Origin of the sequence: Pseudoalteromonas sp. SM9913 (assembly GCF_000184065.1) — a bacterium.
GTDB lineage: Bacteria > Pseudomonadota > Gammaproteobacteria > Enterobacterales > Alteromonadaceae > Pseudoalteromonas > Pseudoalteromonas tetraodonis.
Genome location: NC_014803.1, coordinates 807,501 through 828,207 on the forward strand (window position 1 = coordinate 807,501; position 20,707 = coordinate 828,207).

The 20,707-nt window shown below is 41.6% G+C and carries 14 protein-coding genes and 3 rRNA genes (1 of these 17 running past the window's edge); 11 read left to right on the plus strand and 6 right to left on the minus strand.

From position 1 onward, the window contains the following. From PSM_RS03715 to glsB, 4 genes are all read left to right on the plus strand, one after another. A 23S ribosomal RNA gene (locus PSM_RS03715) occupies positions 1-1,584 on the plus strand (it extends 1,303 nt beyond the left edge of the window). A 137-nt stretch (positions 1,585-1,721) separates the two neighbouring features. Then, positions 1,722-1,836: ribosomal RNA gene (rrf, locus tag PSM_RS03720) — 5S ribosomal RNA — on the plus strand. Between the two features lie 63 nt (positions 1,837-1,899). Further along, positions 1,900-2,014, plus strand: a 5S ribosomal RNA gene (rrf, locus tag PSM_RS03725). A gap of 923 nt (positions 2,015-2,937) precedes the next feature. Next, positions 2,938-3,861: a glutaminase B gene (glsB, locus tag PSM_RS03730; protein ID WP_029609996.1), complete on the plus strand. Its 924-nt coding sequence runs from the start codon at positions 2,938-2,940 to the stop codon at positions 3,859-3,861. A gap of 22 nt (positions 3,862-3,883) precedes the next feature. Here the strand turns inward: glsB and PSM_RS03735 are convergent, their stop codons facing one another. Beyond that, positions 3,884-5,188, minus strand: coding sequence for an inosine/guanosine kinase (locus PSM_RS03735; protein ID WP_013464270.1), 1,305 nt, complete (start codon positions 5,186-5,188; stop codon positions 3,884-3,886). Between the two features lie 177 nt (positions 5,189-5,365). On the opposite strand from PSM_RS03735, the gene tadA reads away from it, so the two are divergent. After that, positions 5,366-5,872: a tRNA adenosine(34) deaminase TadA gene (gene tadA / locus PSM_RS03740; protein WP_013464271.1), complete on the plus strand. Its 507-nt coding sequence runs from the start codon at positions 5,366-5,368 to the stop codon at positions 5,870-5,872. On the opposite strand, the gene PSM_RS18580 is transcribed toward tadA, so the two are convergent. After that, a complete protein-coding gene (locus PSM_RS18580) occupies positions 5,869-6,039 on the minus strand; it encodes a hypothetical protein (RefSeq protein WP_008468235.1) in 171 nt (56 codons plus the stop codon). The genes tadA and PSM_RS18580 overlap by 4 nt on opposite strands. A 136-nt stretch (positions 6,040-6,175) precedes the next feature. Beyond that, positions 6,176-7,639, minus strand: a complete 1,464-nt coding sequence (gene mltF, locus PSM_RS03745; RefSeq protein WP_013464272.1) for a membrane-bound lytic murein transglycosylase MltF — start codon at positions 7,637-7,639, stop codon at positions 6,176-6,178. Positions 7,640-7,850: 211 nt separating this feature from the next. Here mltF and purL point away from each other — a divergent pair, with 211 nt between their 5' ends. The 4 genes from purL (at position 7,851) to PSM_RS03765 (ending at position 14,829) form a co-directional block, all read left to right on the plus strand. Next, complete coding sequence (purL, locus tag PSM_RS03750; protein ID WP_013464273.1) at positions 7,851-11,741, plus strand: phosphoribosylformylglycinamidine synthase; 3,891 nt, start codon at positions 7,851-7,853, stop codon at positions 11,739-11,741. Between the two features lie 96 nt (positions 11,742-11,837). Continuing rightward, the gene (locus PSM_RS03755; RefSeq protein ID WP_013464274.1) at positions 11,838-14,294 is read left to right on the plus strand and encodes a YdbH domain-containing protein; all 2,457 of its coding nucleotides are present in this window, start codon (positions 11,838-11,840) and stop codon (positions 14,292-14,294) included. After that, positions 14,291-14,488 carry a YnbE family lipoprotein gene (locus tag PSM_RS03760; protein ID WP_013464275.1) on the plus strand — a complete coding sequence of 66 codons (198 nt, stop codon included), beginning with the start codon at positions 14,291-14,293 and terminating at the stop codon, positions 14,486-14,488. Before PSM_RS03755 ends, PSM_RS03760 begins: the two co-directional genes overlap by 4 nt. Positions 14,489-14,499: 11 nt before the next feature. Next, on the plus strand, positions 14,500-14,829 hold the full coding sequence (locus tag PSM_RS03765; RefSeq protein WP_008468219.1) for a YdbL family protein: 330 nt from the start codon (positions 14,500-14,502) through the stop codon (positions 14,827-14,829). Positions 14,830-14,865: 36 nt separating this feature from the next. On the opposite strand, the gene PSM_RS03770 is transcribed toward PSM_RS03765, so the two are convergent. Both PSM_RS03770 and waaA read right to left on the minus strand, forming a co-directional pair. Beyond that, complete coding sequence (locus tag PSM_RS03770) at positions 14,866-15,414, minus strand: DUF1415 domain-containing protein (RefSeq protein ID WP_013464276.1); 549 nt, start codon at positions 15,412-15,414, stop codon at positions 14,866-14,868. Further along, complete coding sequence (gene waaA / locus PSM_RS03775; protein WP_013464277.1) at positions 15,411-16,694, minus strand: lipid IV(A) 3-deoxy-D-manno-octulosonic acid transferase; 1,284 nt, start codon at positions 16,692-16,694, stop codon at positions 15,411-15,413. The genes PSM_RS03770 and waaA overlap by 4 nt, the downstream gene beginning before the upstream one ends. Before the next feature lie 324 nt (positions 16,695-17,018). Here waaA and PSM_RS03780 point away from each other — a divergent pair, with 324 nt between their 5' ends. Together PSM_RS03780 and hldE are read left to right on the plus strand one after the other, a co-directional pair. Continuing rightward, a complete protein-coding gene (locus PSM_RS03780; RefSeq protein WP_013464278.1) occupies positions 17,019-17,609 on the plus strand; it encodes a D-sedoheptulose-7-phosphate isomerase in 591 nt (196 codons plus the stop codon). Further along, on the plus strand, positions 17,609-19,048 hold the full coding sequence (hldE, locus tag PSM_RS03785; protein WP_013464279.1) for a bifunctional D-glycero-beta-D-manno-heptose-7-phosphate kinase/D-glycero-beta-D-manno-heptose 1-phosphate adenylyltransferase HldE: 1,440 nt from the start codon (positions 17,609-17,611) through the stop codon (positions 19,046-19,048). Before PSM_RS03780 ends, hldE begins: the two co-directional genes overlap by 1 nt. A 62-nt stretch (positions 19,049-19,110) precedes the next feature. On the opposite strand, the gene PSM_RS03790 is transcribed toward hldE, so the two are convergent. Further along, entirely contained in the window at positions 19,111-20,658 is a 1,548-nt protein-coding gene (locus PSM_RS03790) for a capsule assembly Wzi family protein (protein ID WP_013464280.1), read from the minus strand. Positions 20,659-20,707: the final 49 nt, after the last annotated feature.

Below are 20,707 nucleotides of genomic sequence, written 5' to 3' on the forward strand. Positions count from 1 at the left end.
CATGTTAATCAGGGTAGGGTAAGTCGACCCCTAAGGCGAGGCCGAAAGGCGTAGTCGATGGGAAACGGATTAATATTTCCGTACTTGGTATAATTGCGATGGGGGGACGGAGCAGGCTAAGCAAGCATGGCGATGGTAGTCCATGTGAAAGTGTGTAGGCTAGTGACTTAGGTAAATCCGGGTTGCTGTTAGGCTGAGACACGAGACGAGTCACCAAGGTGATGAAGTTGCTGATGCCATACTTCCAGGAAAAGCCTCTAAGCTTCAGATTATACCGAATCGTACCCCAAACCGACACAGGTGGTCAGGTAGAGAATACTAAGGCGCTTGAGAGAACTCGGGTGAAGGAACTAGGCAAAATCGTACCGTAACTTCGGGAGAAGGTACGCTCCGATTGGTGATGAGACTTGCTCTTTAAGCTGATTGGAGCCGCAGTGACCAGGTGGCTGGGACTGTTTATTAAAAACACAGCACTGTGCAAAATCGCAAGATGACGTATACGGTGTGACACCTGCCCGGTGCCGGAAGGTTAATTGATGGGGTTATCTTCGGAGAAGCTCTTGATCGAAGCCCCGGTAAACGGCGGCCGTAACTATAACGGTCCTAAGGTAGCGAAATTCCTTGTCGGGTAAGTTCCGACCTGCACGAATGGTGTAACCATGGCCACGCTGTCTCCACCCGAGACTCAGTGAAATTGAAATCGCAGTGAAGATGCTGTGTACCCGCGGCTAGACGGAAAGACCCCGTGAACCTTTACTACAGCTTGGCACTGAACATTGAACCTACATGTGTAGGATAGGTGGGAGACTTAGAAGCAGAGACGCTAGTTTTTGTGGAGTCGTCCTTGAAATACCACCCTTGTAGTTTTGATGTTCTAACGTTGGCCCCTGAATCGGGGTTACGGACAGTGCCTGGTGGGTAGTTTGACTGGGGCGGTCTCCTCCCAAAGAGTAACGGAGGAGCACGAAGGTTGGCTAAGTACGGTCGGACATCGTACGGTTAGTGTAATGGTAGAAGCCAGCTTAACTGCGAGACAGACACGTCGAGCAGGTACGAAAGTAGGTCATAGTGATCCGGTGGTTCTGAATGGAAGGGCCATCGCTCAACGGATAAAAGGTACTCCGGGGATAACAGGCTGATACCGCCCAAGAGTTCATATCGACGGCGGTGTTTGGCACCTCGATGTCGGCTCATCACATCCTGGGGCTGAAGTCGGTCCCAAGGGTATGGCTGTTCGCCATTTAAAGTGGTACGCGAGCTGGGTTTAGAACGTCGTGAGACAGTTCGGTCCCTATCTGCCGTGGGCGTTTGAGAATTGAGAGGGGTTGCTCCTAGTACGAGAGGACCGGAGTGAACGAACCGCTGGTGTTCGGGTTGTCATGCCAATGGCATTGCCCGGTAGCTACGTTCGGAACTGATAAGCGCTGAAAGCATCTAAGCGCGAAGCAGGCCTCGAGATGAGTTCTCACTAGACTTTTAAAGTCTCTGAAGGGCCGTTGAAGACTACAACGTTGATAGGCAAGATGTGGAAGTGGTGTGAGCCATTAAGCTAACTTGTACTAATTACCCGTGAGGCTTAACCATACAACGCCAAACGCGTTTTATGTGATAGTGAAACAAGCGAAGAAGTTAATATAACTAAAGTAGATTACTGAAAACTTTATTATCAGAATTCCAAATTTTAGTTAGTACGTAGCGATACGGACTGACAACCAAATTTGCTTGGTGACAATAGCGTTTTGGACCCACCTGACCCCATGCCGAACTCAGCAGTGAAACGAAACAGCGCCGATGATAGTGTAGCATTTGCTATGTGAAAGTAGGACATTACCAGGCTCCAAATTTAGTCGAAAGACTTTAAATTTAAAAATAAATAATAAGAAAATTGAAAAGAATTTTCTTGGTGACAATAGCGTTTTGGACCCACCTGACCCCATGCCGAACTCAGTAGTGAAACGAAACAGCGCCGATGATAGTGTAGCATTTGCTATGTGAAAGTAGGACATTACCAGGATTCAAATAAGAGAAACCCGTTACAGCGATGTGACGGGTTTTTTGCTGTCTGGGATTTAATAAATAGCCAAGAGCTCATGCCGAACTCAGTGGTTGCCGTTCTCGTACATCCTTTGCTCCACGGCATTCGTATTCCTAAACAGCTCGAAGGCGAGCCCCGCACAAGGCCGCCCCGACACAATGATAGTGTCGCATTTGCTATGTGACTTTCTACTGCTGTGGGCACCATGACATTACCAGGATCCAAATAAGAGAAACCCGTTACAGCTATGTGACGGGTTTTTTGCAGTCTGGGATTTAATAAATAGCCAAGAGCTCATGCCGAACTCAGTGGTTGCCGTTCTCGTACATCCTTTGCTCCACGGCATTCGTATTCCTAAACAGCTCGAAGGCGAGCCCCGCACAAGGCCGCCCCGACACAATGATAGTGTCGCATTTGCTATGTGACTTTCTACCGCTGTGGGCACCATGACATTACCAGGATCCAATTAAAGAAACCCGTTACAGCAATGTAACGGGTTTTTGTTGTCTGAGATAAAGAAAAACATCAAGCCAAGACTGTATATGGAACTTAGTAGTGGCCGCTCTTGCATATCTTGTGCTCCATGGCATTCGTATTCCTATACATCAAACAAAACAGCTTGGAACTAAACAAAAAAGTGGGATGTTCTATTGTATTGTCGCTATAAATTAGCGCACTGGCTCCAATAACAGAACCACGTTACAGCAAAATGCTGGTTTTTTATTGTTTTAAATTTGAAGATGAATTACGCAATACCTTAAAAAAAGAGACTGCCAGCCAATCTCATTATGTATATGCTTCCTATCAGATTACTAATAACTTATAGACTTAACATTCTCATGCAGTTATAGATCCTACGTGTTAAAATTTGATTTTAACTTTGCATATTATTGAGGTGCCTATTGCCAACCAATGATTATCAACGAGTGCTAAATGAGATAACTCAAGAGGTTAAACCTTTATTGAGCCAAGGTAAGGTTGCTGATTATATCCCTGCACTTGCTGAAATTGATCTTGAGCAGTTTTCTATTGCCATTTACACCACTGAGGGGGAGATATTTTGCGCGGGTAATTGTGAACAGCGTTTTACTATTCAATCTGTTTCTAAAGTAATGACTCTGACATTAGCGCTGCAACGTTATGGCGATGAACTATGGAGTAGAGTGGGTAAAGAGCCCTCTGGAACAGCATTTAATTCACTGACCCAGCTTGAGTTTGAAAAAGGCATACCCCGTAACCCATTTATTAATGCGGGTGCCATAGTTACCTGTGATGCTTTATATAGTCGTTTATCAGCACCCATGCACTCTATGCTGGAAACATTTCGCGATTTATCTGGTAATCGAAGTATCGTAATAGATAAACAAGTGGCTAATTCAGAGTATGAGTTTAGGCATCGAAATGCGGCAATGGCACACTTAATGAAATCATTCGGTAACTTTGAAAATGAAGTGGATGATGTGCTGTGGTCATACTTTAATTTTTGTGCCATAGAACTTAATTGTATTGAACTTGCTAAGGCTTACAACTTTTTAGCTAATAAAGGGATAGACTACAGCTCTTCTAAACGAGTGCTTTCTAGCCGTCAAAATAAGCAACTAAACTCGTTGTTATTTACCAGTGGTTTATATGATGCGGCGGGTGATTTTGGTTATCGAGTGGGGATGCCTGGAAAATCAGGGGTTTCTGGGACTATATTGGCGGTATTACCGAATAGGTTTACTGTGGCAGTGTATTCCCCAGGATTAAACTCTTTTGGTAACTCGGTGGCAGGAATAGCAGCATTAGAGCTGCTATCTAAAAAGCTTGATATATCGATATTTTAAATACGCTGAGTGCATTGGGATTTTATTGATCCCAATACACTTGCTCTAAACAATCTTCGCGCTCTGGTAAGCCACGTGATAAGCGTGGAGAATGCTGAACCAGCACTTCGTAACTTGCACGGTTGGCGTATTTACTAATTTGAGCGAGCGAAGAGTAGGTAATCGCTTGTTGCTGATGTTTTGCTGAATTAGCAACGTTCAACTTATGATAAACATTCGCTGATAAGTCATGCAATACAGCGGCTAAAGCACAATCACCAGCGCCGTTGGTATTTTTAATCGAGTCAGGCCCGCCCATAAACGGAGCAGTATGACTATATGCCTTTATTGGGTTTTCACAGTCAACTTTACGCATTGCACGTGAAAACTCATAACGATTAAAGTCAGGGATAGCACCAGGCAAAAGTGGATACTCTGTTTCGCGTTTGAAACTGTCATCAACAAAACCGGCCATAAATAAGCCTTTTTCACCGGCAGTACAAATTACTAAATCAACCCAGTCTAATGCTTTGTCGGCAGCTAGTAATGGATCTTCAAATCCAGTAATTGCTTGGCCTTCTTCTTCGTTCATAGCAAGGATATCAACATGCTTTTCTACAAAGTTAGCCCACCATGTCGGATCCTGCTCGATAAGAAACTTAGTACCGAGTGTTAATACAACCGGTACATCTGCATCGTTAGCATACTTGATTGCTTGCATGGTCGCTTCGGTCATGGTTTCATCGCCTTGAGTACGCATTAAATAAGCGCTAATCACTAATGCCGATGAGCCTTCGATTAGCTCTTTATCAATTGACTCAGGCTTTAGATAATTCATTAGGCCAGCACTAATGGCAAAGGTGCGTTCACCCGTTTCATCAATCAATGTGAAACAGCGGCCTATAGGACCATCTACAGGCTGTAAGTAGTCTAAGTCTACGCGACTTGAGTTATTACATAAAAAGCGATAAGCATAACTGCCTATTTTTATGTTTTCACTCATTACACCTAATAGCACCGAACGGTCATCAGCAAGTACGGAATAGTTGTGCATCGTGTTGCCAACGGTTCCGCCTGCGAATTCGTAATCGACCATGTCGTTTAGTTTTAAGCGATCGTATAAAGCATTGGTGATGTCATTATCTATAACTTGCGACATCCCTCGGCGCAATTGAAATTCATCGAGAAAAGCTTGGTCAACCTTAGCTTCTATATCAACAACGATTTGATCGATCCCCGTAATATAGCTGCGGTGTAATCGCTCAGTGGCGTTAAGTTGATTGGTCAGTGGATCTTTGGCTTCCACTGGAAAATAATGTTTATGCCTGCGGCGTCCAGGAAATTTCATTTGCTACCCGTGTTGTGAGCTAAATAAAAAAAGCGTGAGATTATAGCGTAAATCCTGCCTTATGAGCCATGACAAACCACTTAAATTTGTTTTATTTTTGCAATAAAGTGATCAATGACGCATTTTATTGCGCTAAGTTGGTATAATTACGGTATAAAAAATAGTTAAGTAATAATAATGACAGAGCCATTTGACGACCAATATTGGATGGAACAAGCGCTTGTGTATGCAAAACAAGCGGAGCAGCTAGATGAGATCCCGGTAGGGGCTATAATTGTTAAAGATAATCAGCTTATTAGCGCAGGCTATAATCGTTCAATTACTGATAACGACCCATCGGCTCATGCTGAGATGATAGCGGTACGTGAAGCAGGAAAAGTACTTAATAATTATCGCTTAATTGACTGTACTCTTTACGTCACGCTAGAGCCATGCTCAATGTGCGCAGGTTTATTAGTACATAGCCGAATTAAACGCTTAGTATTTGGTGCAGCCGATGCTAAAACGGGTTCAGCTGGTTCAATTATGAACCTTTTGCAAGAACCTCGTTTAAACCATCAGGTAGAAATAACGGGTGGGGTATTAGAAACACAATGTGCAGAGACTATTTCTAGTTTTTTTAAGCGTCGCCGAGCACAAATAAAGGCGGCAAAGCAAGCCGCTCGTAATAGTAACAGCGATTAGTCAGCAGCTGCTATTAAGGCGTCTAATTCAGCCATTTGCTGCATAGCAAACATACGGCGGCGCCAAATTATTTTTTTATGTAAATTTCTTAACATCACTCGACGACGAGTGGCGGTTGAGTGCTTTATACAACGTTTAAGTTGATGTGTACGTCTACGTTTAAGCATGACTTATCCTTATGTGCTTGGTAATGACACAAAATTTTATACAATTAAGCCAGATTATTGAATAATTGATTACAAGTAAACAACTATTTGATTTTCTAACATGTAGCTAATATAGCGCGAAATTTTCATAGCGCTTTTATTTTTCTTTTTCTACGCCATCACTAATACGTTGATTTGCATCACCTGGTTTAATGCTTTTATCTTTTGTTTCTTTTTCTTTTTCTGTTTCGGAAGTTGGCGGTATAGTTGCCATTGCATTATTTTCATCTAGCCAAACAAGCGCATCGTAATAGCGACGAATATTATCAACATAAGTCACTGCAACATCACCGCGAGCATAGCCATAGCGTGTGTTACGGTAGTGACGTTTTTTTACTAGTAATGGTAAGCGCTTTTTAACGTCAGCCCATTTATCAGGGCTAGCTCCCTGTTGTTCGGTAATTATGCGGGCATCATTAACGTGCCCCCAACCAACATTATAAGCGGCAAGTGCAAGCCAAGTACGATCAGGCTGCGGGATTCTATCTGGTATACGCTTAATTAATTTAGCTAAGTATTTTGCACCGCCACGTATGTTTTGTTCTGGCTCTAAGCGGTTAGTAACACCGACTTGTTTTGCTGTGCGCCTTGTTAGCATCATAATTCCACGCACACCTGTTGGCGATTTAGCTCGAGGGTTCCACATCGACTCTTGGTAACTCAATGCAGCAAGTAAGCGCCAATCAAGGCTACCTGCATATTGTATAAACCAAGGCTGATATTTAGGCAGTGTCTCTTTTATTGCATCTATGTAGGCTAAGGTATTAACGTAATTAAACTGACGGACATGGCCAAAGTACTTCTCTTCAAGTACATAAAGTTGATTGTTTTGTTTTGCTTCACCAAAAAAAGGAACTAGCAATGCGTACAATGAGTCATCATTCGACTTTCTTAGTATCCATGCAATTGAATCATTACGGGTAACTGAAAAGCCAATACTCAAGTTAGGGTGATAGCGCCTAAACAACGCTAATGTATGTGAATCCGCTAAGGTGTAATCTATTTCCCCATCAATAACGGCTTGTAATAACTCTTCTTCATCAAACTCTTCGGTTTCACTCCAAGTTAAATCTGGGTTGTTTTGTTTTATTTCTTCTAATGTTAATGAATGACTACTTTTAGCGATAACGGTGAAGTTTCCGGTTAAATCATCAAAATCACGAGGGCGTTCACGCCCTTGTTTAAAAACTAATTTTTGACTTATCGTTCTGTAAGTTGGGCCATAGCGGTAACGTTTGGCGCGCGCCTTGTTAAAAGTAAGCCCAGAGGCAATTAAATCGAGATCGCCACTATCTAAGCGCGCAAACATATCGGATAAATTAAAAAAGGGCACAATTTCAAGCTCTACCCCAAGGTAGTCGGCGAATGCTTGAGAGAGTTCAAATTCAAAGCCTTGTTCTCCTTGAACAGCTTGATAATAATTACTTGCACTGGCAAGTGTACCAACGCGAATTTTATTTTCTGATTTAATTTGGGCGAGCTGTGTTGACTGCTCTTGTGTGTTACAGGCACACAAAAGGATGACTAACGTAATGATTGTTATTAGCTTTATCTTCAACATATTCGCCTCTTTAGCATCGTATCTCCTGTTATAACAAAACTTACTGATTACGTCACTTACCGTTTAATCGCAGCCAGTAAAAAATAGGTGTAAACAAAAAGAAAAAGTTAATTTAATGAAAAGCGCATTTTTGAGTTAAATCTGAGAGTAATTTGGACTATAATACGCGCCTAAAATATCGTTCAATCCCTAACCCCGGGTGAAATTACTTATGTTGATCCTTCGTGGTGCACCAGCACTTTCAGAGTTCAGAGTTAATAAAATTTTAGCGCGTTGCCAACAATCGCAACTTCCTGTCACCAATGTATATGCCGAATACGCTCACTTTGCCGATTTAACATCGCCATTAAACGCTGATGAGCACACCAAACTTGAAAAGTTATTAACCTACGGCCCAACAATTGCTGAGCATGCGCCAGCGGGTCAGTTGGTATTAGTAACGCCTCGCCCTGGTACTATTTCGCCATGGGCTTCAAAAGCGACTGATATCGCTCATAACTGTGGGCTTAAGCAAGTTCATCGCGTAGAGCGAGGAATAGCATATTATGTTGAGGGTGATTTAAGCACCGATCAGCTTACACAGGTTACAGCGCTTCTTCATGACCGCATGACTGAAGCTACTCACAGCAAATTAGAAGATGCAGCGCAGTTATTTCGCAGCGATGCGCCACGCCCAATGTCATCAGTTGATATTTTAGGTGGCGGCCGCGAAGCATTAGCCGTAGCCAATATAGAGCAAGGGTTTGCACTTGCTGATGATGAAATTGACTACTTAGTAGAAAACTTCATCAAGTTAGGGCGCAATCCTAACGACATCGAATTATTCATGTTTGCACAAGCAAACTCAGAGCATTGTCGTCATAAAATATTTAATGCTGATTGGACTATCGATGGTATTGAACAGCCAAAGTCGCTGTTTAAAATGATTAAAAATACCTTTGAGCACAATCCTGAAAATGTATTGTCTGCTTATAAAGATAATGCAGCCGTAATGAAAGGCTCAAAGGCGGGTCGCTTCTTCCCGAATGCGCAAGGTGAATATGCGTATCATCAAGAAGACATTGAAATCTTAATGAAAGTTGAAACCCATAACCACCCAACAGCAATAGCTCCTTTCTCTGGTGCGGCGACTGGGTCGGGTGGTGAGATTCGTGATGAAGGCGCAACCGGTCGAGGCTCTAAGCCAAAGGCGGGTTTGGTAGGTTTTACTGTATCTAATTTACGTATTCCAGGTTTTGAACAGCCTTGGGAGAGTGATTTTGGTAAGCCTGGCCGTATTGTTAATGCCCTAGACATTATGACTGAAGGCCCATTAGGTGGTGCTGCGTTTAATAATGAGTTTGGCCGTCCTAACCTTTTAGGTTATTTCCGTACTTACGAAGAAAAAGTAACGAGTCACAATGGTGAAGAGGTACGTGGTTACCACAAGCCAATTATGCTTGCCGGTGGTCTAGGTAATATTCGTGCTGATCATGTTCAAAAAGGCGATATTCCAGTAGGCGCAAAATTGATTGCGCTTGGCGGCCCTGCAATGAACATTGGTTTAGGCGGTGGTGCTGCATCTAGCATGGCATCGGGTCAATCAAACGAAGATTTAGACTTTGCTTCTGTTCAACGTGAAAACCCAGAAATGGAACGTCGTTGTCAAGAAGTGATCGACAAATGTTGGCAGCTAGGTGATGCAAACCCTATTGCGTTTATACACGATGTGGGCGCCGGTGGTTTATCAAATGCATTCCCTGAGCTTGTAGATGATGGTGGCCGTGGTGGTAAATTCCAACTACGTGATATCCCTAATGATGAGCCGGGCATGGCACCACACGAAATTTGGTGTAATGAATCGCAAGAGCGCTATGTGCTTGCTGTGGGCGTTGAAGATTTTGCACGCTTTGAAGCAATTTGTAAGCGTGAGCGCGCACAATATGCAGTTATTGGTGAAGCGACAGAAGAGCGTCATTTAACGGTTGCCGATAGTCATTTTGATAACAGCCCTGTAGATTTACCACTGGATGTATTACTAGGTAAAGCACCTAAAATGCATCGTGATGTAACATCACAACAAGTGTTAGGTAAAGCACTCGACGTTGAAAATATCAGTGCTGCTGATGCTGCAGAACGTTTATTACGTTTACCAACCATTGCTGAAAAAACCTTCCTCATTACTATTGGCGATCGTTCGGTAACAGGTTTAGTAGCACGCGATCAAATGGTAGGCCCATGGCAAGTGCCTGTGGCTAACTGTGCAGTTACCGCAGCAACGTACGATACCTACCACGGTGAAGCTATGTCACTAGGTGAACGTACTCCAGCTGCATTACTTAATTATGGCGCCTCAGCACGTTTGGCTGTGGCCGAGTCTCTTACAAACATTGCTGGTGCTAATATTGGTAGCCTTGAGAACATTAAGTTATCTGCAAATTGGATGGCGGCTGCGGGTCACCCTGGCGAAGACGCAGGTTTATATGAAGCAGTAAAAGCTGTTGGTGAAGAGTTATGTCCAGCACTTGGTTTAACTATACCTGTAGGTAAAGACTCGATGTCGATGAAAACGACATGGAAAAATGAAGATGATACAACTGAGCAATCAGTAACATCGCCTTTATCACTGATTATTACAGCCTTTGGCCGTGTTGACGATGTACGTAAAACGGTGACTCCACAGCTGCGCACTGATAAGGGCGACACTTCGCTTATTTTAGTTGATTTAGGTGCGGGTAAAAACCGTATGGGCGCATCAAGCCTTGCACAAGTTTATAAGCAGCTTGGTGATGTTACTCCAGATGTAGACAGCCCTGAGTTACTAAAAGGCTTTTACAATGCTATGCAGGCGCTAGTGGCTGATAGCAAGCTACTTGCGTATCACGATCGTTCAGACGGTGGCTTGTTTACTACTATCGCTGAAATGGCGTTTACCGGACATACCGGTGTAACCGTAGATTTAGCGACTTTGACAGGCTCTGATATTGAAGCGCTTTATAACGAAGAGTTAGGTGCTGTAATTCAAGTAGCAAACAGTGATTTAGATGCTGTAAAAGCTGTATTTGAGCAGCATGGTGTTGCCGCAATTAGCCATGTGATTGGCTCGCTAAATAACGACGATAACATCGTGTTTAATCGTGGTGAGCAAACAGTACTTAATCATACTCGTACTGAGCTTCGTACAATTTGGGCCGAAACAACCTATCAGATGCAAGCGCGTCGTGATAACCCTGAGTGTGCTAAGCAAGAGTTTGACGCTAAATTTGATGCAAAAGACCCAGGCTTAAACGTTAAACTTAACTTTGACTTAAACGAAGATATTGCTGCACCGTACATTGCGACAGGTGCTAAGCCACAAATGGCTATTTTACGTGAGCAGGGCGTTAACTCGCACCTAGAAATGGCTGCTGCGTTTAACCGTGCTGGTTTTGCTGCGGTAGATGTTCACATGAGTGATATTTTAGAAGGTCGTTTAACGCTTGAACAGTTTAAAGGTTTAGTGGCGTGTGGTGGCTTCTCTTACGGTGACGTATTAGGCGCCGGTGAAGGCTGGGCTAAGTCAATATTGTTTAACGATATGGCACGCGATCAGTTCCAAAGCTTCTTCCATCGTGAAGATACCTTTAGCTTAGGTGTATGTAACGGTTGTCAGATGCTATCAACATTAAAAGAGTTGATCCCAGGTACTGAGCATTGGCCACGCTTTGTAACGAACAAGTCAGAGCGTTTTGAAGCACGCTTTAGCTTAGTTGAAATACAAGAGAATCCATCGGTATTCTTTAATGGTATGGCGGGCTCGCGGATGCCAATTGCGGTATCTCATGGTGAAGGCCATGCAGAGTTTGCAAACGACGCAGCAACAAAAGCAGCGCTTGCAAGTGGTACTGTAGCGGTTAAATTTGTTGATAACTACGGCAACCCTACAACGCAATACCCAGCGAACCCGAACGGCTCGCCAGAAGGTATCACAGGTATTACATCAACAGATGGCCGTGCAACTGTAATGATGCCACACCCAGAGCGTGTATTTCGTACTGTTGCTAACTCTTGGCACCCAGATGAGTGGAAAGAGGATAGCCCATGGATGCGTATGTTCCGTAATGCGCGTAAAAATGTAGGTTAATATACACACTAGATTCATGATCTGGATGTAAAATAAAAAAGGCTGCCTTGTGCAGCCTTTTTTGATTATAGTGATTAAAAAACATGTAAGGATAATATGTTTAAGCGCATTGGTTTAATTGTTGGCACTCTTTTACTGAGTCTATTATTACTCGGGTATGTATTTCGCTTGCCTTTACTACAATGGGCCATTGCCCCTGAACTTAAAAAAGCAGGTGTCACATTAAGCTGCCTCGATTTTTCAATTACCTCAAAGTTAAATATACATGCCGATACTGTGTGTTTAAATTACCAAAACCAACAATTACAACTTTCTGATATTACAGCGAGTACAAAGCATGTCAGTGTTCAAAGTGCAATATTAACGCTCAATCCATTACCTAAAAGTGATAACGCTAATCAACCGGCTAAACAGCTTGAGATAGCGCTACCTTCAAATCGCCCACTCATTAATATTAAACAGCTTGTAGTAAACAGTAATCAGCTCAATAAACCATTAAAATTTAGTGTATTAGAACCTGCGCTAAATCAATTTAATGTAACGGGCGATATAAATGCGAGTGCGATTTTAACCACCAATAAAATAAGTGGTCAGCTAGCAGTTGATGACATTTTGTTAAAACAGGTAATAAACACTAAAAACACCTTACTCGATGCTGTTAACTTTAATACTCAACAAGTGTTTAGTTTTGACGGGATTGAGCTTAAGTTGAACGGGGGGATTAGCGCTCAATTTGCTCATACGTTTGATCAATGCCAATTTAATTTATTAACCACTGGCCAGATGGCTACTCGCTTTAATTTAAATAACCAAGCGTTAATCCTAGATACCGGTTCACTTAATAACAAAATTAATTTAAGCCCTCGCTGTACTGAGTTAATTCCACCAAGTAAGTACGCAGATTTTGTAAGCAAACAAGTTGCTTTAAATTGGCAGGTTAAGCTTTCTCAAGCTCTTCGCATAGAACAAGGGGAGCTGAGTATTCCAGTAATCAATTTGATGAGTGAAGGTAATAAACACTTTGATATTTTAATAACAGATACCGCCCTCACTATTAACGCTTTGCTTGATAATATTCAGGCAAAGGTGTCTGCTCAAATAAACACGCCAGATATAAACAGCATTAATATAAGCGCTCAGTTAAATGGTACTAAAGTTAAAGGTGATTACAACGTTGAGCTTGAAAGGCTACCCGCATTTATCCCTGTTACTGCTAATGCGCTTAATTTCAGTGGTTACTTTGAATTAAGTGAATTTATTGACTCAAAACCCATCGGGTACGCACAGAGTAAATTTTCCGTTGCTAGCTTTGAAGCTTTTGATGTAAAAGCAGTGCACTATCAAGGTAGTTTAACCGCGAAAATGGATAAACAATTAAATGCAGAAATTACATTAACTAATCAGTTAAAAAATGCGGCATATAAAGAATTTAAACTTACCAATATAAATAATAGTCTCACGGCAAAAGCAAACCTAGGTGTAGGTGAGTTATTTGCTCATTTAACTGCGAAAACGCAAATTAAGGCTCTTAATAGCGCTGATATAAGACTGCATAATATAAAAATAGACTCGAGTGGATTACAAAGCCGTGCACTTAAAGCGTCGCACCATGCGTTTATAGATGATATTGAGTTGGTGGTAAATCATCATATATCGTCACAGGCACATCCGTTTGAGGTGATTGTGCCAGCGCAAAGTGTGTTGCCATTAAACACCTTTATTAATCAGTTTTATCCACTTGCTAAGCTGACAAAAGGTACTTTTAACGGCAATATTAGTGGCGATGTCAATTTACAAAGGGCATCCATTGATATAGATACTCGCCAATTAAGTGGACTTTATAATGACTACCTTGCAAGTGATTTTAGTAGTGTATTTAGCGGGGAATTTAATTCAGGTAGGCTTAATGTAAAACCCACTACGTTTCATTTAAATGAGTTTAGAGCGGGCGCAGTTATCAAAGGCCTTAAAGGGCAATGGCTCGTCAATAACAATAATGTGCTTGTTAGTAATGTTGAAGGTAATGTGCTTGGCGGTACATTTTTATTAGATAACTATACGCTTGGACAAGAAACCCAAGTTAGCACTGTAACGTTTAATAATATTGATGCAAGTAAGCTGATCACCCTTGATGATAAGTCGGGTATTACTTTAACAGGGCGTTTGGCTGGTACACTGCCGGTGAGCGTTAATAAAAATGGTGTGCACATTAGCCAAGGCAGTCTGTTTAGTCAAGGCGAGGGCAATTTAAAAATTAGCAATAATGCTGCATTTGATTCTGTGATGCAGCAACAGCAAGAGTTGCAACCTGTACTGGGGTTATTGACTGATTTAGATATTCAAAAGCTTAATAGCAGCGTTGTACTTAAAAATGATGGTTGGTTAAAGCTTGGAGTTAATTTACAAGGTTATAATCAGCAAGCGCAGCAGCAAGTTAACTTTAATTACAACCATGAAGAAAACATATTTACGCTTTTACGGGCACTGCGTTTAAGTGATGAAATTACACAAAAAGTTGAGCAACAATTTTCACAAAAAGGAAATGGGCAATGAGACCGTCGTTATCGATAAAAGTGCTGCTCGCGTTAGCAGCAATATCAGCACTAAGTGCGTGCATGCATCGTGTTGAGGTGTCGGCTAAAGAGCCAATCACTATTAATTTAAATGTTAAGGTTGATCATGAAATTCGTGTCAAAGTAGATAAAGAGCTCGATAATTTATTTAGCGATGACAGTGAGTTATTTTAAGGAGCTAGAATATGAATATTAAAAATAAATTAAATATAGTAACCCTAATCAGTGCCGTTTGTATGTCATTTTCAGTTTGGGCTATGAGTTTAGATGAAGCTAAAAGCCAAGGCTTAGTTGGTGAAAACAGCTCAGGCTACCTTGGATTAGTTGTACAAAATACAGAAGCAAAAGCGGTTGTTGATGACGTTAACGAAAAACGTAAGGCACAGTACTTAAAATTAGCTAAAAAGAATAACTTGTCACTTGCACAAGTTGAGGCATTGGCAGCAGCAAAAACAATCGAAAAAACGCAAAGCGGCCATTATATTGAAGTAAATGGTAGCTGGGTCAAAAAATAAAGTTAATGGGTCAACTAAAGGTATTAAAAGCCGAGCTTATACGCTCGGTTTTTTACAGTTTTCTAATAATTGTTGCCAAAAATCAATGCCTTTTCGGCGTGCTAAGTTTATATTATGCTCAGGAATAGACTCAGGTTCGTCATAGTTTTCAAGTGCTTCACTCATACTTGCTTCACGAATTAGGTGCAAGGTAGGAAACGGTGCTCTATTTGTGTAGTTGGCCGGATCGGTTTCATTGCTATCGGCAAATACATAATCAGGATGAAAGTTAGCAATTTGATATTTACCTTCAAAGCCTTGTGCAACCAATAGCGCATTTGCTAAATCGACTAAATCTAAAAAGTCTTCAAAGTCACTAAAACCGTTATCGAACATGATTAGCGTGGTTTCTCGTTCGCTCTCGCGGTCAAGCTCGATACATTGCTCAAGCATATCCATTACAGCATCATCGATAGTCTTAGCGTTACTTACAATGTAATGAATACAGTTGTTTTCGACTTCTTTACGGGCAAACGGGCAAAAGTTATATTTTACAATAACGGATGAAACCCATTCTCGGGTTTGGCTAATAGCTATGTTAGTCACTGTTTTGGCTCTAAGTATTGATTAATAATAGTGAGTGTTTTTTTTATGGCGCCTTGGTTTTTAGCAACACATTGCGCAGCTTTTGTGCCGAGCGTTTGGCATGCCTTTTTATTTTGGCTAAAGGTAATGAGTTGTTGTGCCAGTTCATCTGCATTTTCTACCACGCATGCCCCTTTGAGCTTTGTTAACTCAGGATAGACATGATCAAAGTTATACGTGTGAGGGCCTGTTATTACACCGACCGAAAATGCGGCTGACTCAAGCGGGTTATGACCACCACGACGAATCAAACTACCGCCAATATAACTAACACTAGCCGCGCCGTATAAACACTGTAATTCACCTAGCGTATCGGCAAGTAAAACGTGTTCGTTTTGGTAATTATTTTGGCTACGACGACTAAAGCTTAAAGTACTTTGTGTGAGTAGTTCAGCCACTTTATCAAATTGCTCGGGGTGTCGCGGGGCAATAATCAATAAAGCATCAGGCTGCTTTTTTAACAACTGCTGGTGGGCATCGAGTATTAATTCATGCTCTATAGGGTGAGTAGAACCTGCCACCCATATAAAACGTTCTTGGCTATTATAGTACTGTTTGAGCACGCTCACCTTTGTAAGTTGCTCTTGATTGGGGCTTATATCAAACTTGATTGAACCTGTAACATGGCTTTTTGAAGGCTCAAGCCCAAGTGTAATAAAACGCTCTGCATCTGTTTTATTATGACTGGCTAACGCAGTAATAGATTGCATAATACGGTGAGTTAACTGCGCAACCTTTTGATAACCCTGCTGCGACTTTTCAGAAAGTCTCGCATTAACAACCAATACCGGGATTTTTTTGTTATGCGCATTAGCCATAATATTTGGCCACAATTCAGTTTCTAAAATACATAGTAACTGCGGTTTTACGCGTTTTAAAAATCGAGCAGTGGCAAAAGGAAAATCGATAGGTAAATAACTAATAGCGACGGTATCTTTAAATTGTGCTGTTATTTGTGCGCGGCCAGTCGGGGTATTACAAGTGATCAAAATATTGAGCTGCGGGTGCTCATTTTGCAACGCTTTAATGAATGGCGTAGCTGCTAATACCTCACCTACAGAAGCACAATGAATAACAACAGGTTTAGTTTTATTAGAAAATAAACAGCGACGTACAAATCCAAAACGTTCTTTAAAATGCGCGCGATAACCCGAATTTTTTTTACCACGTAATACATATAAATAAAATATGATCAAAGGGCTAATAATGATTAGTGCAAGTGAATAAAAAGTGCGTGCCATACTGAGCTTTGTTTAAGGTAATTGTAGCTAGTTTATCGTGAAACGGCTTATTTCTAAACATACAAAGTATAAAAGTTGGTTTGAGTTCATTTACTAGGGTATAAACTAAATCAATGTCATTCAAATCACGCTATTGCATCAGTTTCATGATTTTAGGAAATGCTTATGGTTACTTTTATAACAAAAACGATTTCCATGCAGTAAGCCTTTGATTTTAGTTTCTGTGAAACATCTAATTTAGTTATATAGAGGTGATTTGGCTATAAAATTATGGAATAATGAAATTAATTTTTCCTGCCATTTCAGTTCCAAGAGGAATATCTCATGTCAATTATAGATTCAGTGGCAACCAGCTACCTAGAAAGTTTAAACCGTCATCAAGTATTGTTTGAAACAATGGAGGCGTATCATCAAGAGGTAATGCAGTTGCTAGAAGCATGTCATAGTGCTTTACAAGCTGGTGGTAAGGTTGTTTGGTTTGGTAATGGCGGCAGTGCTGCCGATGCTCAGCATTTAGCTGCAGAGTTTGTGGTGCGTTATAAATTAGAGCGAGGCCCATTAGCGTCTATTGCTTTGACCACAGACACGTCTATTTTAACAGCGCACAGCAACGATTATCATTTTGATACTGTGTTTGAGCGCCAAGTACAGGCGCTATGTAAGCCTGAGGATATTGTGATTGGTTTAACTACATCAGGTACCAGTAAAAATATTAATTTAGCATTAGAAGCTGCTAACAAAATAGGGGCATTCACGGTTGCACTTACTGGCCGTGACGGCGGGCAAGTAAAAGATATTGCAAAGTTACCTATTATTATCAAAAACGACGAGACCGCGCGTATTCAAGAAGCACACATGTTTATTGGCCATTGGTTATGTGAAGCCATGGATATGGTTGTTGTGGAGCAGCAGTAATGGATTTATCTTTACTAAAGAACTTATCAGCAGCACGTATTTTAGTGGTGGGCGACGTGATGCTCGATCGTTATTGGTATGGTGATTCAGGGCGTATCTCACCAGAAGCGCCAGTACCCGTTGTTAAAGTCAGTAAATTTGAAGACAAGGCTGGCGGTGCGGCTAACGTGGCTAAAAATATAGCCCGTTTAGATGGTAAAGTGGGGTTGTTAGGCCTTATTGGCGAGGATGAAAGTGGGCAAATTTTAGAAAATATTTTAGAAGGTGAAAAAATAAGTTCACAGCTTGTCAGCGTGTGTGATTTACCGACTATTTCTAAAATGCGTGTAATTAGCCGTCACCAGCAAGTGGTACGTTTAGATTTAGAAGAAACTTTTAACGAATCACATAGCCAGCTTTTATTGAATCGATTAGAGCTTGTGCTAAATGATTACGATTTTATAGTGTTTTCTGATTACAACAAAGGCTCGCTATCGCTGATCAAAGAGATGATAAGTGTGGCCAAAAAAGCAGGTAAAACGGTACTTGTTGATCCTAAATCATCGGACTTACAGTTATATCGCGGTGCTGATTATATAACCCCTAATTTAAATGAATTTAAATTAGCAGGCGGGCAAGTGGGCTCAGAAGAGACACTTGCAAGTAGTGCACGAAACCTCATTAGTGATGCGGGTATAACGGCGATGTTACTTACCCGTTCAGAGCAAGGTATGTCGCTTATAAATGCCACTGAAAAATATGATTTTGCAGCTCAAGAGCTTGAGGTCAGTGACGTAACTGGCGCTGGGGATACTGTTATTGCAACCCTTGCCGTTATGTTAGGTGCGGGCATGATGCCTAAAGATGCGGTAGAAATTGCTAATTTAGCTGCAGGTATTGCGGTGAGTAAATTGGGCGCGGCTACGGTTTCTCCAGAAGAGTTAAGCCGAAAACTGGGGCAATACTTACAAGCAACTGGCGAGCATTATCAAACCCCGTTTGATGACGTATTGCAGCATATTGAATTTGCTAAGCAAAATGGTGAAACGATTGTATTTACTAATGGTTGCTTTGATATTTTGCATGCAGGGCATGTGCGGTATTTAGCGCAAGCTAAAGCCCGTGGGGACAGATTAGTGGTTGGTTTAAACAATGATGAATCTATTGCTCGTTTGAAAGGCCCAGAACGCCCAATAAACCCATTAGATGAGCGCGCCATGGTCCTCAGTGCACTTGCCTCCGTTGATTGGGTTATCCCGTTTGGAAGTGCTGATGAAAATGACACGCCGGCAAAACTTATCGAGCAAATAAGCCCTGATATTCTTGTCAAAGGCGGCGACTATACGGTAGAACAAATAGCCGGTGCGGAGCATGTGCTGCGCCATGGCGGAAAAGTCGAAGTGCTTGAGTTTTTAGATGGCTGTTCAACATCAAAAGTGATTAGCAAAATAAAAAGCTAGTTCGCTAATCAAAAAAAGGGGATAAACTGCAGTTTATCCTCTTTTTAATGTTATTAATGAAACTAAAAGTTGTATTCGAACTTAGCAAATGCAGACGTATCGTTTTCTGCTCCATCGTTATTAGAGGCAAGTCCGCCAAGGGTTAAGCGCCCCCCCATGGCAAGCATTCTATAACGTACTTCAAGCTGCTTAGAACTAAATGCGGTTTTTGTGATTGAGTTACCTAAATCTGGATTATTAGGGTAACGGTCGCGGTTGTCGCTGTTATAGTCAATATCACGCAGTTTTACTTGCCAATCAGTTCCGCTTGAGAGTTGCCCAAGTACAGTAAGTACTAGTGACTGCGTATCATTATCATAAGTAGAGCCGATAGGACGGCCATGATAGCGATAGCCTGATTGATAATCTGTGTGCTCATAATAGCAGTTTTCGGTCGTTGACCCCGCAGAGCAAGAGACACCTGTATCAATATATTCTAAGTTGACTAGTAAATTCTGCTCGTAAACGCGATGTGTTGTTTGTAAGCCAAATAAGTACGCTCTATCAGCTGGTTTAAACTGTGAGCTCGCATCTTCACCAATCGTGCTGGCATAAACGGCATAAGGTTGGTTAAATAATGTGTCTGACCAACGAATATCAATACCTGCTAATTGATTACCTATTTTTGATTCTAACTGGCTATCACAATTAGTAGTGCCATCAACACATTTTGTATCACCGGTAATCATATCAATAAAGTCACTAGCCGAGCTTGGTTGTCCTTTCCCTGCCCATTGTGCTGACCAGCTTAATGCTATTTCTAATTGTTGAACGGGGCGAAAGTTAACACGAGTGCTCCATAATAACGCATCAGGAATAACGCGGTTTGATTCAAGTTTAGCCATTTGTGCAGTAAAGCTCCACTGACCAATCCAACTCAGCCAAGGTGTTTCAAATGCACTGCTTTGTTCTCTGCTGATACTTATTGCAGGAAGTGGTTTGGCGTTACCAGACATAATTAGACTGTTATCAACGCCTGGTCCCCAAAACTGTTCAACCGCACCGGCTCTAAATATCCAATTACCCAAACGATACGCTAAATAGCTATCATCAAGTGAGGTATCATTGCAGTCAGTCAGTGCTTGCTCATTGTTAACTATATCGTCTGTTGTTTTACCGTTGACTAAGCAGTTTTTGCCATCACTGCGGTGATTAAGCGCAATTTTAGCTGCAAAGTTATGTCCTAGGTAAGCATAGGCTGCTGTTAATTCTGACTCTTGGGTATTCGTTGCACCAAAGCTGGTGGTCGCTAATGGGTCTGAGCTGGCAAATGCAGAAAGTTGAACACTATGTGAACCACTGTTTTCTGACTTATAACGATGTTTTACACGCAATAACGCATCTTGTAAGCGAGGTGATAATTGCTCTAGTCCGGCATTATCGATATCAGCAATAAAGCTTTTCCACATTAACGGGTAAGTCGTTACCGGGGCTAAAATAACACCTGCATCGGCAAGTTGCTGGATATCAGCTCTTAACCCAAAATCATCAGGTTTAACCCAGGGTTCAGCATAAACAGGGGTACTCATTGCACAAAAAAGCGAAGAAAGTATAAAAATTTTGTTTCGCAAAGCTCAGATCCTTGTGATTGAAATTGCCGGTAAGTTTAGCAATCTAAGC

Bases quoted from the DNA above. Each gene is read 5' to 3' on its own strand.
- PSM_RS03735 (WP_013464270.1), bottom strand. From the start codon at position 5,188: ATGAAATTTCCTGGACGCCGCAGGCATAAACATTATTTTCCAGTGGAA.
- tadA (WP_013464271.1), top strand. From the start codon at position 5,366: ATGACAGAGCCATTTGACGACCAATATTGGATGGAACAAGCGCTTGTG.
- PSM_RS18580 (WP_008468235.1), bottom strand. From the start codon at position 6,039: ATGCTTAAACGTAGACGTACACATCAACTTAAACGTTGTATAAAGCAC.
- mltF (WP_013464272.1), bottom strand. From the start codon at position 7,639: ATGTTGAAGATAAAGCTAATAACAATCATTACGTTAGTCATCCTTTTG.
- purL (WP_013464273.1), top strand. From the start codon at position 7,851: ATGTTGATCCTTCGTGGTGCACCAGCACTTTCAGAGTTCAGAGTTAAT.
- PSM_RS03755 (WP_013464274.1), top strand. From the start codon at position 11,838: ATGTTTAAGCGCATTGGTTTAATTGTTGGCACTCTTTTACTGAGTCTA.
- PSM_RS03760 (WP_013464275.1), top strand. From the start codon at position 14,291: ATGAGACCGTCGTTATCGATAAAAGTGCTGCTCGCGTTAGCAGCAATA.
- PSM_RS03765 (WP_008468219.1), top strand. From the start codon at position 14,500: ATGAATATTAAAAATAAATTAAATATAGTAACCCTAATCAGTGCCGTT.
- waaA (WP_013464277.1), bottom strand. From the start codon at position 16,694: ATGGCACGCACTTTTTATTCACTTGCACTAATCATTATTAGCCCTTTG.
- PSM_RS03780 (WP_013464278.1), top strand. From the start codon at position 17,019: ATGTCAATTATAGATTCAGTGGCAACCAGCTACCTAGAAAGTTTAAAC.
- hldE (WP_013464279.1), top strand. From the start codon at position 17,609: ATGGATTTATCTTTACTAAAGAACTTATCAGCAGCACGTATTTTAGTG.